The sequence below is a fragment of the Amaricoccus tamworthensis genome, assembly GCF_049800875.1.
Taxonomy (GTDB): domain Bacteria; phylum Pseudomonadota; class Alphaproteobacteria; order Rhodobacterales; family Rhodobacteraceae; genus Amaricoccus; species Amaricoccus tamworthensis.
Map to the genome: position 1 here is coordinate 87,855 of NZ_JBNAFV010000006.1, position 12,732 is coordinate 100,586.

9 protein-coding genes are annotated in these 12,732 nt (G+C 65.1%); 5 read left to right on the forward strand and 4 right to left on the reverse strand.

The window, feature by feature from the left end; all coding sequences use genetic code 11:
• Positions 1-194: 194 nt before the first annotated feature.
• The 5 genes from ACP15P_RS12180 to ACP15P_RS12200 all read left to right on the forward strand — a co-directional run bounded on the left by ACP15P_RS12180 (position 195) and on the right by ACP15P_RS12200 (position 8,363).
• Entirely contained in the window at positions 195-2,036 is a 1,842-nt protein-coding gene (locus ACP15P_RS12180; RefSeq protein ID WP_424928740.1) for an ABC transporter ATP-binding protein, read from the forward strand.
• Positions 2,037-2,235: 199 nt separating this feature from the next.
• Entirely contained in the window at positions 2,236-4,074 is a 1,839-nt protein-coding gene (locus ACP15P_RS12185; RefSeq protein WP_424928741.1) for an ABC transporter ATP-binding protein, read from the forward strand.
• A 37-nt stretch (positions 4,075-4,111) separates the two neighbouring features.
• The gene (locus tag ACP15P_RS12190) at positions 4,112-5,947 is read left to right on the forward strand and encodes an ABC transporter ATP-binding protein (protein ID WP_424928837.1); all 1,836 of its coding nucleotides are present in this window, start codon (positions 4,112-4,114) and stop codon (positions 5,945-5,947) included.
• A 2-nt stretch (positions 5,948-5,949) separates the two neighbouring features.
• The gene (locus ACP15P_RS12195; protein ID WP_424928742.1) at positions 5,950-6,714 is read left to right on the forward strand and encodes a TlyA family RNA methyltransferase; all 765 of its coding nucleotides are present in this window, start codon (positions 5,950-5,952) and stop codon (positions 6,712-6,714) included.
• A gap of 65 nt (positions 6,715-6,779) precedes the next feature.
• Positions 6,780-8,363 carry an OpgD/OpgG family glucan biosynthesis protein gene (locus ACP15P_RS12200; RefSeq protein WP_424928743.1) on the forward strand — a complete coding sequence of 528 codons (1,584 nt, stop codon included), beginning with the start codon at positions 6,780-6,782 and terminating at the stop codon, positions 8,361-8,363.
• 29 nt (positions 8,364-8,392) lie between these two features.
• Here the strand turns inward: ACP15P_RS12200 and ACP15P_RS12205 are convergent, their stop codons facing one another.
• The 4 genes from ACP15P_RS12205 to ACP15P_RS12220 all read right to left on the reverse strand — a co-directional run bounded on the left by ACP15P_RS12205 (position 8,393) and on the right by ACP15P_RS12220 (position 12,693).
• On the reverse strand, positions 8,393-9,595 hold the full coding sequence (locus ACP15P_RS12205; RefSeq protein ID WP_424928744.1) for an MFS transporter: 1,203 nt from the start codon (positions 9,593-9,595) through the stop codon (positions 8,393-8,395).
• Between the two features lie 100 nt (positions 9,596-9,695).
• Positions 9,696-11,177 carry a tripartite tricarboxylate transporter permease gene (locus ACP15P_RS12210; RefSeq protein ID WP_424928838.1) on the reverse strand — a complete coding sequence of 494 codons (1,482 nt, stop codon included), beginning with the start codon at positions 11,175-11,177 and terminating at the stop codon, positions 9,696-9,698.
• A complete protein-coding gene (locus tag ACP15P_RS12215; RefSeq protein ID WP_424928745.1) occupies positions 11,177-11,653 on the reverse strand; it encodes a tripartite tricarboxylate transporter TctB family protein in 477 nt (158 codons plus the stop codon). The genes ACP15P_RS12210 and ACP15P_RS12215 overlap by 1 nt, the downstream gene beginning before the upstream one ends.
• 50 nt (positions 11,654-11,703) lie before the next feature.
• A complete protein-coding gene (locus ACP15P_RS12220; RefSeq protein ID WP_424928746.1) occupies positions 11,704-12,693 on the reverse strand; it encodes a tripartite tricarboxylate transporter substrate binding protein in 990 nt (329 codons plus the stop codon).
• Positions 12,694-12,732: the final 39 nt, after the last annotated feature.

Below are 12,732 nucleotides of genomic sequence, written 5' to 3' on the forward strand. Positions count from 1 at the left end.
GACCACCCCGCCGCAAAAATAGCCACAGGCGGGGTGACAGAACGCGGTTTTAAACGTATAAGGTGCGCGAACCTTACGGGAGAACGGGATGATGCGACTCCGGATTTTTCACAAAGCCTGAAACGGCCCCGGACCGGGGCTGAGTGGCCCCCGCATTTTATTTCCTCCCGTCTGCGTTTGAGAAAGCATCCCACATGTTTCGTTTCTTTGAGTCGCTCATTGACCCCTATGAGCCCTACTCCGCGACCGACACGCCCCCCAACCGCCTCTGGCCATTTCTGAAGGCATTCCTCTGGCCCGCCCGCAAGGTCGCGGCCTGGACGTTTCTCTCCATTCTGGTGGTGGGTGTCGTCGAGATCCTGCTGATCTGGTACGCGGGCCAACTCGTGGACATGCTGACCGAAGCCGACGCCGCCGATGTCTGGGCGGTCCATGGGGTTGAGCTGGTATTCGTGGCCCTGTTCATCCTGTTCCTGCGCCCCGGTCTCGAGGTGTTGAGCGCTCTTCTGCTCAACCAGTCGCTCATGCCGAACGTGGGGACAATCGTGCGCTGGCGCAGCCACCGGCACGTGCTGCGCCAGTCGGTGACGTGGTTCCAGAACGATTTCGCCGGACGCATCGCCAACCGGATGATGCAGACCGCCCCCGCCGTGGGCGAGGCGGTGTTCCAGACATTTGACGCGCTGGTCTATTCGCTGATCTACCTCACCGGCGCCCTGTGGCTGCTGGCCGGAACGGATGCCCGGCTCGGGATACCGCTGCTGTTCTGGTTTGGGCTCTATGTCGCGCTGATGTTCTGGGCAATTCCCCGCGTGGGCGAGGCCTCCCGGAACTTTGCCGATGCCCGCTCGGTCATCACCGGCCGCATCGTCGACAGCTACAGCAACATCCAGTCCGTCAAACTCTTCGCCCATACCCGCACCGAAGAGGAATACGCGGGCGAGGCCATCGAGGACGCCCGCATCAAATTCGCCCGGCAAATGCGGGTGATCACCATCATGGATTTCGGCCTCGGCGTGATCAACGGCATCCTGATCGTCGCGGTCGTGGGTCTCGCGATCCACCTCTGGCAGTCGGGCAGCACCACGGTCGGCACGGTCGCGGCCGCGACGGCGCTGACCCTTCGGCTCAACGCCATGACCGGCTGGATCATGTGGGCCATGTCGTCGCTCTTTCAGAACATCGGAATCGTGCGCGAGGGCATGGAAACCATCGCCCAGCCCATCGCCCTGCCCGACGCACCGGACGCCAAACCCCTGCGGGTGGAAAAGGGTGGCATCACCCTCGAACACGTCGCACACCAGTATGGCCGCGACAGCGGCGGGCTGAAGGACGTCTCCCTGACCATCGCCCCAGGCGAAAAGGTCGGTCTCGTCGGCCGCTCCGGCGCGGGCAAATCCACCCTCGTGAACCTGCTGCTGCGCTTCTTCGACCCCGAAACCGGCCGGATCCTGATCGACGGCCAGGACGTGCGCTCCGTAACCCAGGACAGCCTGCGCCAGCATATCGGCATGGTCACCCAGGACCCCTCTCTTCTCCACCGCTCGGTGCGCGAGAACATCCTCTACGGCCGCCCCGACGCCAGTGAAGCCGAAATGATTGAGGCCGCCAAACGCGCCGAGGCCGACGGTTTTATCCGCGACCTCGCCGACATGAACGGGAACCTCGGCTACGACGCCCAGGTGGGCGAGCGCGGCGTGAAACTGTCCGGCGGACAGCGCCAGAGGATTGCACTCGCCCGTGTTATCCTCAAGGATGCGCCCATACTGGTGCTGGATGAGGCCACAAGCGCGCTGGACAGCGAGGTTGAAGCCGCAATCCTCGACACCATGTATGGAGTGATGGAAGGCAAAACCGTGATTGCCATCGCGCACCGTCTGTCGACGATTGCGCATATGGACCGCATTATCGTCCTGGATGACGGCAGTGTCGCGGAAGAAGGTACCCACCAGGAACTTCTTGAAATGGATGGGCATTACGCCCGTTTCTGGAACCGTCAGTCCGGCGGCTTCATAAATCTGGAGGCCGCGGAGTGAACAGCGCAGGAACAATTCGACACACGGGTCAGTTGTTCCTCGTTGACGCAAAGCCGGCTCACCTCAACCCCCCCGCCCGGCGGCAACGGCGGGCAGCACCGACCGCCCCCATGGGCGGCGCTTCGCTACCGCCCGCGGTCATCGCTGCCCTCGGGGATGGGGCGGAACCATTTGTTCAAGGCATTCAGGAGTACGTTTGGTGAAACTGTTTTCCAACCTGTTCGACTCGTTCGCACCGGCTGATGGCCCCCCTCCCAAAACCCTCTACGCCTTCATGCGCTGGGCCCTTAAGGGAGCCCTTCCCTTCATCCTGCTGATGTTCTTCGTGGGCGCCGCCGTCGGCGGAACCGAGGTCCTGGCCGCCTATCTGGTCGGCTGGCTGATCGACACGGCCACGGCCCGGGGTCCGGAGGATCTGTTCCCCGCCTTCTGGCTCACGCTCGCCGGGGTAGCGGTGTTCTTCCTGATCTTCCGCCCCCTGATGATGGGTCTCGGCGCGGCCCTGACCGCGATCACCATGCAGCCGAACCTCTTCCCGCTGGTGATGCAGCGGCTCAACCGGCATGTCCTCGGCCAGTCCCTGAGCTATTTCGACGACGATTTCGCCGGTCGCATCGCGCAGAAGGCACAGCAGACCTCCCGCGCCGTCTCCGAGGTCATGGTCGAGAGCGCCAACACCTTCGGCCTCGCCCTCGCCTCGATCATCGGCGCGGCGCTCCTGATGGCCTCCGTAAATGTCTGGCTGGCGGTGATCGTCTTTGCCTGGCTGATCGCCTATTTCTTCCTGATCCGGTTCTTCATGCCGCGCATCCGCGCCCGGTCCAAGGCACGCGCCGCCGCACGCGCCGTGGTCACCGGCCAGGTGGTGGACACCGTCTCCAACATCGCAACCGTCAAACTCTTCGCCCATGGTGATTTCGAGGATCATGCCACGCTCGACGCCCTCGCGGGCTTCCGGAAATGCGGCATTCGCTTCGGCCGCGTCTCCGCCAGCTTCCGGCTGATCCTGATGGCCTTCGCCGGCATCCTGCCCGTCACGCTGATCGGCGGCTCCATCTTTCTCTGGTCGCGCGGCATCGCCACCCCCGGCGACATCGCCGCCGCCGGTCTGGTCTCCACCCGCCTCGCACAGATGTCGGGCTGGGTCAGCATGACCGCCATGGGCATCTTCGCCAATGTGGGCGAGATTGAGGACGGCATCCGCACGCTCTCCCCCTCCCACACCGTTGTCGACCGCGAAAACGCGGTCGAGCCCCGCAAAACCAGCGGCGGCGGAGAGGTCGTGTTCGACAATGTGGTCTTCGGCTACGGCCGCCCCGACGCCGCTCTCGACGGTCTGAACCTGCGCGTGGCACCGGGCGAAAAGGTTGCCCTCGTCGGCCGCTCCGGCGCAGGCAAAACCACCGCCGTTTCCCTGCTTCTGCGCCTCTATGACGTGGAGGGCGGGCGCGTCATGCTCGACGGCGTCGACATCCGTGACCTGACGCAGGACGGTCTTCGCTCCAAAATCGGCATGGTCCGGCAGGAAACGGCCATGTTTAACCGTCCCGCGATTGAAAACATCCGCTACGGCAACCCGGACGCAACCGACGAACAGGTCATCCAGGCCGCAAAACGCGCCCATGCCCATGACTTCATCCAGGACCTCAGCGACTTCCGCGGTCGCAAGGGCTACGCCGCGCACCTGGGCGAACGGGGCGTAAAACTCTCCGGCGGCCAGAGACAGCGCATCGCACTTGCCCGCGTCATCCTCAAGGACGCCCCCGTCCTCGTGCTCGACGAGGCCACCAGCGCGCTCGACAGCGAGGTCGAGGCCGCCATCCAGGACACGCTGGAAACCGTGATGGAGGGCAAAACCGTGATCGCCATCGCGCACCGCCTCTCCACCATCGCCCGCATGGACCGGATCGTGGTGCTCGATCAGGGCCGGATCGTGGAGGAAGGCTCCCATAACGACCTGCTGAACTCCGGCGGGCTCTATGCCGGTCTCTGGGACCACCAGTCGGGCGGCTTCCTCGGGCTGGAGGCTGCGGAGTAGGACCATGGCACGGGCGCGACGCGATCACCGGCTCCCCCTGTTTCGACAGGTGGAGGACATGGTCGACCCCTTCGCGCCCCATGCGGAGGGTACACCGCCCGACCGCGTCTGGCCCTTCGTCTTCGAACAGCTCCGCCCCTTCCGCCGCGTTCTGATCCTCGCCGCGGTTATCGGCGTGCTGGTCGCCCTGCTGGAACTCGGACTTGTCTACTACGCCGGGCGGCTTGTGGACCTGATGGACGCCACCGGCCCCGACGGCTTCTGGACAGCCCATGGCACCGAGGTCATCCTGGCCGCGGTCCTGCTCCTGCTGCTCCGACCCATTGTGCTGGGCGTGAACGCCGTCCTGCTGTTCTCCGGCATTTCCACCAACATGTTCACCCAGGCCCGCTGGCGGGCGCACAAACACATGCTGGGCCAGCCGGTCGGGTTCTTCCAGAACGATTTCGCCGGCCGCCTAGCCAACCGCGTCATGAATATCGGCCCGGCGGTTGAGGACAGCTCCTTCCTCTTCTTCGAGGCCTTCTGGCAGGCCGCGGCCTTCGCCGTCGTCACGGTCCTGCTGCTCCTGGGCATGGACTGGCGCCTCGCCCTGCCGCTGGCGCTCTGGATGGCGGGATATGTTGCGTTTCTGGCCTGGTACGCACCCCAGGCCGGTCGCGCCGCCGAGAAAAACAGCCACGCCAATTCCCGCGTCACCGCCCGTGTGGTCGACGCCTACACCAACATGGAAAGCGTCAAACTCTTCGCCCATGCGGCACGCGAGGAGGAATTCGCCAAATCCGCCATGGCTCGCCAGAGGCTCCGCTTCGGGCGTCTGATGCGCATGTTCGCCGCCAGCCACGCCGCCATGGCCGCATTCAACTCCGCCGCCATCCTCATGGTCATCGGCCCGGCCCTGTGGCTCTGGACGGAAAACCGCATCAGCATGGGCGAGGTTGCCGCCGCCTCCGCCATGGCCCTGCGCTTCAATACCATGACGATTTGGGTCATGTGGATGACCGTGCGCCTCTTTGAGCATTTTGGCGTCATCCGCGAAGGCCTCGAGAGCATAGCCGTCGCGCATACCGTCACCGACACGCCCCGCGCCCCCGCCCTACACATCACCGACGCCGCCATCCGGTTCGAGAATCTCTCCCACCACTACGGCCGGGGTCAGGGCGGTCTCGACGGCATCACGCTCGACATCCCCGCAGGCCAGAAAATCGGCGTCGTCGGTCGCTCCGGCGCCGGAAAATCCAGCCTCGTCAACCTGCTCCTGCGCTTCCGCGACCCCGAGGGCGGCCGCGTCCTGATCGACGGCCAGGACGTGCGCACCGTGACCCAGTCCAGCCTGCGCGAACGCATCGGCATGGTGACCCAGGATTCCAGCCTGATGCACCGCTCCGTGCGCGACAACATCCTCTACGGACGTCCCGACGCGGGCGAGACCGCCATGATCGAAGCCGCCAGACGCGCCGCCGCCGACGGGTTCATCCGCGACCTCCAGGACCCCCAGGGACGGCGCGGCTACGACGCCCAGGTGGGCGAGCGGGGCGTGAAACTCTCCGGCGGCCAGCGCCAGCGCATTGCACTTGCCCGGGTCATCCTCAAGGACGCGCCAATCCTCGTTCTTGACGAGGCCACCTCCGCCCTCGACAGCGAGGTCGAGGCGGTCATACAGGATACGCTCTACGGCGTGATGGAGGGTAAAACCGTCATCGCCATCGCCCACCGCCTCTCCACCATTGCCCGCATGGACCGCATCATCGTGCTCGACCAGGGCCGGATCGTGGAGGAGGGCACCCACCAGGACCTGCTATCCCGCGACGGCCTCTATGCGGGCTTCTGGAACCGCCAGTCCGGCGGCTTCCTCAACCTCGCGGCGGAATGACCATGCGGCTCGATCAGGCCCTGGTGGCTCGCGGACTGACCGACAGCCGCGCCCGGGCCCAGGCCCTGATCGCCGCGGGCGCGGTAGCCGTCAACGGCACCGAAACCACCAAGGCCTCGCAAAAGGTCACCGACGACGCCGACATCACCCTCACCGCCGACCCCCTGCCCTACGTCTCCCGCGCCGCACTGAAACTGAAACACGGCATCGAGGTGTTCAGCCTCGACCCCACGGGCAAAACCGCACTCGACCTCGGCGCATCCACCGGCGGCTTCACCGAAGTCCTGCTGGAGGCGGGCGCAGAGGCCGTCTGGGCCATCGATGTTGGCCACGGACAGATCCACGACAGCCTGCGCCGCGACCCCCGCGTCCACGTGATCGAGGGCCAGAACGTCCGCGACCTCCAACCCGGCATGGTCCCCACACCCGACTGGATCGTCTCCGACCTCTCCTTCATCTCGCTGGAAAAAGCCCTGCCCGCCCCGCTCGCCCTCGCCGCCCCCGGCTGCATCCTCGTGGCCCTGATCAAACCCCAGTTCGAGGTCGGCCGCGCCGCCATCGGCAAAGGCGGCATCGTCCGCGACACTGACGCGGTCAAAACCGTCCGCACCCGCATCGCCACCTTCCTCGAAACCCTCGACTGGCAAATCCTCGGCCAGACCACCAGCCCCATCCCCGGCGGCGACGGCAACACCGAATACCTCATCGCCGCCCAAAAGCGGGACCAGGGCGGATATACGCCCAGCCGCGCGATAAAAAACACGTGACGGGAACTCGCCCCGGTGCGCGGTCGTTGCTATGACGGATCAGCACACACGGAGACGCGATCACCATGACAACACGTTTGACCACCGGGCGCCGGACTTTCCTGCTTGGCTCCACAGCCCTGCTGACCGCCGGTCTGACCCCGCTGGCAGCACTTGCCCAGACGGGCGGCGACGCCGCCCAGGGCCAACCGTTTGATTTCGACCGCCTGACCACCAAAGCCCGGGACCTCGCCGCCCAGGCATACGCGGCCCCCCAACCGACCGAGGGCCTGCCCGAGGGTCTGACCTACGATCTCTACCGCCAGATCGCCTTCAAACCCGACGCCGCCCGCTGGAACGAGGACGACCTGCTCTTCCGCATGCACGCCTTCCACATGGGCTGGCTCTTCCCCACCGCCACACCGCTCTACGACGTGTCCGGTGGCCAGGAGACCGAGTTCCAGTTCACGGCCGATGATTTCGACTACCGTCACGAGGCCGCCGACTACCTGCCGCCCCATGCCGACCTGCCCGGAGTGGCAGGCTTCCGCATCCACTACCCGCTCAACCGCGCCGACGTGTTTGACGAGCTAATGGCCTTCCAGGGCGCCAGCTACTTCCGCGCGCTCGGCAAGGGCAGCGCCTACGGCCTCAGCGCCCGTGGCCTCGCCATCGACACCGCCTCAGACCGTCCCGAGGAATTCCCGGTCTTCACCGAGTTTCACCTCGTCCGCCCCGGCCCCGGCCAGCGGCACCTGGAGTTCTTCGCCCTGATGGACAGCCCCAGCGTCGCGGGTGCCTTCCGCTTCGTGGTCGAACCGGGCCAGGAAACCGTCATGGACGTCACCGCGCGCCTGTTCTTCCGCGAGGACGTGGCCAACCTGGGCGTCGCACCCCTGACCTCCATGTTCCTCTACGCCGAATCGAACCGCTCCGAGTTTGACGACTACCGCCCCCAGGTCCACGACAGCGAGGGCCTCAAAATCGAGCGTGGCGACGGCATCACCCTCTGGCGCGCCCTGACCAACCCGCCCCGCGTCTCCAAATCCGTGTTCTCCGAGCCCGGCCTCGCGAGCTTTGGCCTGCACCAGCGCGACCGCCGCTATGAGAGCTACCAGGACCCCGGCGCCCGCTACCACGAACGCCCCTCGCTCGAGGTTGAAATGCTCGGCGACTGGGGACCCGGCACCGTGCAGCTGGTCGAGATCCCCACAGATATCGAGGCCACCGACAATATCGTCGCCTACTGGCAGCCGGATGAGAGCCCCAGGGCCGGCGAAACCCGCGAATACCACTACCGCCTGCACTGGGGAGACCTGCCCGTGCCCGAGGGCGCCCGCCTCGCCCATGTGACGGAAACCCGCACCGGCCAGGGCGGCGTCGCCGGCGTTCCATGGGACGGCAAGGCCCGCAAATACGTGGTCGATTTCGCCGGCGGCCTTCTCGCCGGCATGGGTCCCGACGCCGAGGTCGAACCGGTTATCTCGGTCACGGGCGGCAAAACCGTGAACCCGGTCCTCTTCAAAATCGACGGCACGGACATGTGGCGCCTCGTCTTCGACGTCGAGCCCGAACCCGGCGCGGTGATCGAAATGCTCGCCCACGTAAAAGGCTACGGCCAGCGCCTGTCAGAAACCTGGATGTTCCAGGTCATCCCCAAAGAGGGCTGAAGCGGGTCACGGGCACGGCCCCGCCGTGCCTACCCCACCACCTCCGTCCTGTACCGACGCTCCGGGCAGAACAGGTAGAGCAGCAGACCCGCCACCAGAGCACAGCCGAAGATCAGGAAGATGTTGCCGTAAAACTCCGGCAGGCCGCGCATCTCAGCACTGACGCCGTGGGAATAGCGGCTGGTAACAAACTGCATCAGCCCCACACCCCCCATGCTGAAGAGGTTCAGAAGCGTCAGCCCCCGCCCGGTCAGATGCGCGGGGATAAACTCCCGCCCATGTGAGACCAGCACCGGATTGGACGCGCCGACAAACCCGATCACCGCCATCGCCACCATCGACGCCAATATCGACGCACCCGGATGCGACCACAGGTAAAACAGCGCCCCGGCGCCCATTATCGCACAGACCACAATCACCTTGCGCGACGAGCCGAAATACCGCTCCATCGGCCCCAACACGAAGCTGCCCACCGTCATCGCCAGTGCCATGACCAGCGTCGCCCGCCCGATGCCCAGCGCATCCGCGCCAAACACATGCTCCAGATACGGCCCCGCCCACAGCCCGCGAATGCCTGCCGAGGGCGCATAGTTGAACAGCAAAATCGGCGCGATCAGCAGCATCCGCCAGTCCGTCAGCAAAGACCAGAACCCGCCCGTCTGGCCCTGGTCACGCTCCTGCCGCTCCGGATCGCGCACAAACACGGCGATTGCCACCGCCACAATCAGCGTCGCCAGCCCCAGCCACCACATCGTCGCCCGCCAGCCGATCCCGTCCACCAGCATCGCAAGCGGCGCGGTACTCGCCAGATTGCCCAGCGATCCAAACCCGATCACCGCCCCACCAAGTGTCGCAAACACCGCTGGCGGAAAGGCCCGCACAAAAATATAGTAGGACGCCATCAAAACCGGCGAGCAGGCAATCCCGTAGAGCACCATCGCCACCGAGACCGACCACGGCCCCGTCGCCATGGCAAACACCGCCGTCCCCAGACAGCCGCCCACGCCAAACAAAGCCGCCGCCGTCAGCCGCGGCCCAACCCGGTCCAGCGCCCAGCCCACCGGAACCTGCATCGCGGCAAACACCACGAACCAGAGCCCCGACGCAAACGACAGATCCCCCGGCGTCGTCCCGATATCCGCGCCCAGAACAGGCGTCAGAACCGCCAGAAACGACCGGTAAAACTGGCTGAACACATACGCCAGCACCAGGAAAAATATTCCGGCTTTCATTGCTGCCTCACACTTCCCGGAGAGCGCCCACAATACGGCGTCCCGTCCCTTTTCCCCGGTCTTACGCCCCGCCGCCCGGAATGACCATGCCTGCCGGCACCTACCCCCGCCGCCGCCAGAACGGCAGCTGGCTCACCAGCATGAACACCAGCGCGCAGGTCAGAACGAGAGAAATCGGGTTGCTCACCAGGTCATACAAAAACCCGCCCACGCTCTCCTGCGCTCCGATCATGGCCCGCCGGTAGTTGGAATCGATCATCGGCCCGAGAATGACGCCGAGGATAATCGGCCCCACCTGAAATCCGTAGCGTTTCAGGAAATACCCCACCACGCCAAACCCAAGCGCCCAGGTAATATGCACCGGGTTGTTCTGGATCGCATAGGCCCCCACCGCCGACAGAATAACGATCAGCGGGATCAAAACCGCCCGCGGGCACTCCACCACCTTCGTAAAAATTCGAATTCCCGTCAGACCGAACACCAGCAAAAACAGATTGGCCAGCGTCAGATTGCCCACAATAAACCAAAAGAGATGCGGCGTATCCGTCAGAAGCAGCGGCCCCGGCTTCAACCCGTGAATGTACAACGCCCCAATGATGATCGCCGTCACCGCGTCGCCGGGGATCCCCAGCGTCAGCATCGGCACAAACGCCCCGCCCACGGCGGCGTTATTCGCAGTCTCCGGCGCGATCAGACCCTCTTTCGCCCCCTTGCCAAACGGCACCTCCGGGTTCTTCGTGCTCCGCTTCGCCTGGTCATAGGCGAGCAGCGCCGCAATATCCCCGCCCGTCCCCGGCAATGCCCCGATCAGCGTCCCCAAACCGGACGATTTCAGCCCCAGGCCCAGATACCGCCGCACATCCGCCCAGGCGGGCACGATCCGCGTGACCTTCTGCTTCACCGGCGTCGCGGCCACGTGTTCAAGCTGAACCAGAGCCTCGGCCACACCAAAAAAGCCGATCATCGCCACCACGAACGGCACCCCGCCCATCAGGTTGATCGAGCCATAGGTAAACCGCGTCTCCGCCGTCATCGGATCGAGCCCGATCATCCCGATCATCACGCCCAGCGCGCCCGCGAACGCCCCCTTGGCAAAGCTCTCCCCCGACAGCGTACCAACCAGCAAAATCCCGATGATCCCGAGCAGCATGTAATCGCGCGAGGTAAACCGGATCGCAAACTCCGCAATCACCGGTGCCGCCAGCGCGAGCGCCAAAACTCCAATCAGCCCGCCCATCACTGACATCACCGTCGAAAGCCCAATCGCCTCCCCGGCCAGACCTTTTTGCGCCAGCGGATAGCCGTCCAGCGCCGTGGCAATCGCGCTCGGCGCCCCTGGAATATTTAGCAAAATCGCCGTCCGCGCCCCGCCATAGACGCCGCCCACATAGACCCCGGCTATCACCGCCAGCGCCTCATTCACCTCCCATTTGAAGGTAAAAGAGATCAAAATCGACGCGGCCATCGTCACCGACAGCCCCGGTATGGCCCCCACATAAATCCCTGCAAACGTGCCCAGCGCCGTCAGAACCAGCAGATATGGGTCCAACCAGGACGTCGCGAAATAGCCCAGAACCTCCATCACTGCCACAGGCTCCCGGCGGGCAGAACCACCTGAAACACCAGCCGAAACAGCACGAAAATCACCCCGATGGACAATGCCGAGACCCCCGCCGCCCAGACCGGCCCACGCCGCCAGAGCGCCCAGATCGCCACGAACAACAGCCCCGCCGACGCGGGCAAAAACCCGACCCAGGGGATCACCGCCACATAGACACCCACCAGCGCCGTGAACAAAACCACCCGCAGCGGAAAAAGATACGCCACCACCCCACGCACGCCGCCCCCGTCGCCTGATGGCGCGCGCAGCGTGTCAGCCAGGATCACCAGCGCCGTGACCACCATCACGCCGGAGGCCAGCATCGGCATCACCCCACCGGTCGTCAGCCCGCTGAAGCCGGAAATGCCGTAAGCCTCGCGAAACGCGTAACCGGCAAACAAAACCAGGAGCAGCGCGAAAGCCCGCTCTCCCGGTCGAACTGTATCAGGTGTTTTCATGAAAAATCCGCAACCGGCCCGGCCTTAAGCGACCGGGCCGGCCAATACACTCAGGGCCGCGGAATGCCCAGATCTTCCGGGCTGACCTTGGCCGCTCCGGTATCCTGCAGCGCCCAGACCGTGACCTGCTGCCACTTGGCGAGGAAATCCACCGCTTCCTGACCGGACATGTTCATCACCACGTTGCCTCGGTTGTTCATCAACTCGACAAAGCCCTCATCCGTCGCGGCCGTGGCAAACACATCCGTCAGCGTCGCCTTCACGTCATCGGGCACATCCGCACGCACGAACACGCCATAGAACGGCCCCCAGGGCAGGAACTTCGCCATGTCCGGCAGCGTATCGGTGATCGCGGGCACATCCGGCAGGGTCTCGACCGGCTCGGGGTTCACCACCGCCAGCGCGCGCATGTTGCCCGCCTTCAGCTGCTCCGCCGCCGCCGAGATACCGGTGGGCATAAAATCAACCTCACCGCCCAGCATCGCGGTCAGACCCGGGCCCTCACCGTCAAACGGAATGGCCGTCACGTCAAACTCCGCCGCATTCGCGATCAGCGCGCCAATGGTCGACGGCAGCCCGCCAGGCCCCGTGGACCCCATCTTCACGTCGCCCGGATTGGCCGCAATGTCGTCGAGCAGTTCGCTGAGCGTCTGGTACTTCGACTCCGCCGGCACCGCGATCACCGCAACGCCCCGGCCCAGAATGTTGATGGGATACATGTCGCCATAGTCAATGTCCGACACACCCATCACACCATGCAGCTGCGGGTTCTCCGCGCCATAAAGGAACGTGTACCCGTCCGCCGGGGCCGCATTCACGAACGCCGTCGAAATCGCCCCCGCACCGCCGGATTTGTTCAGAACCACAATCGGCTTGCCCAGCGCCTCTTCCGCCGCCGGATTGACCGCCCGCGCCACCGTATCGGTCGCGCCACCGGCGCCCCACATGACAACGCCCAGAACCTCGCGCTCCGGATAGTCGGCCAAAGCCGGTCCCGCAGCCACCGCCAAAGCCGCCACCGCAGCCTTCAAAATTTTCATGGTTTTTCTCCCCAGGAAGTCTTGTCAGTTTTTTGCCGG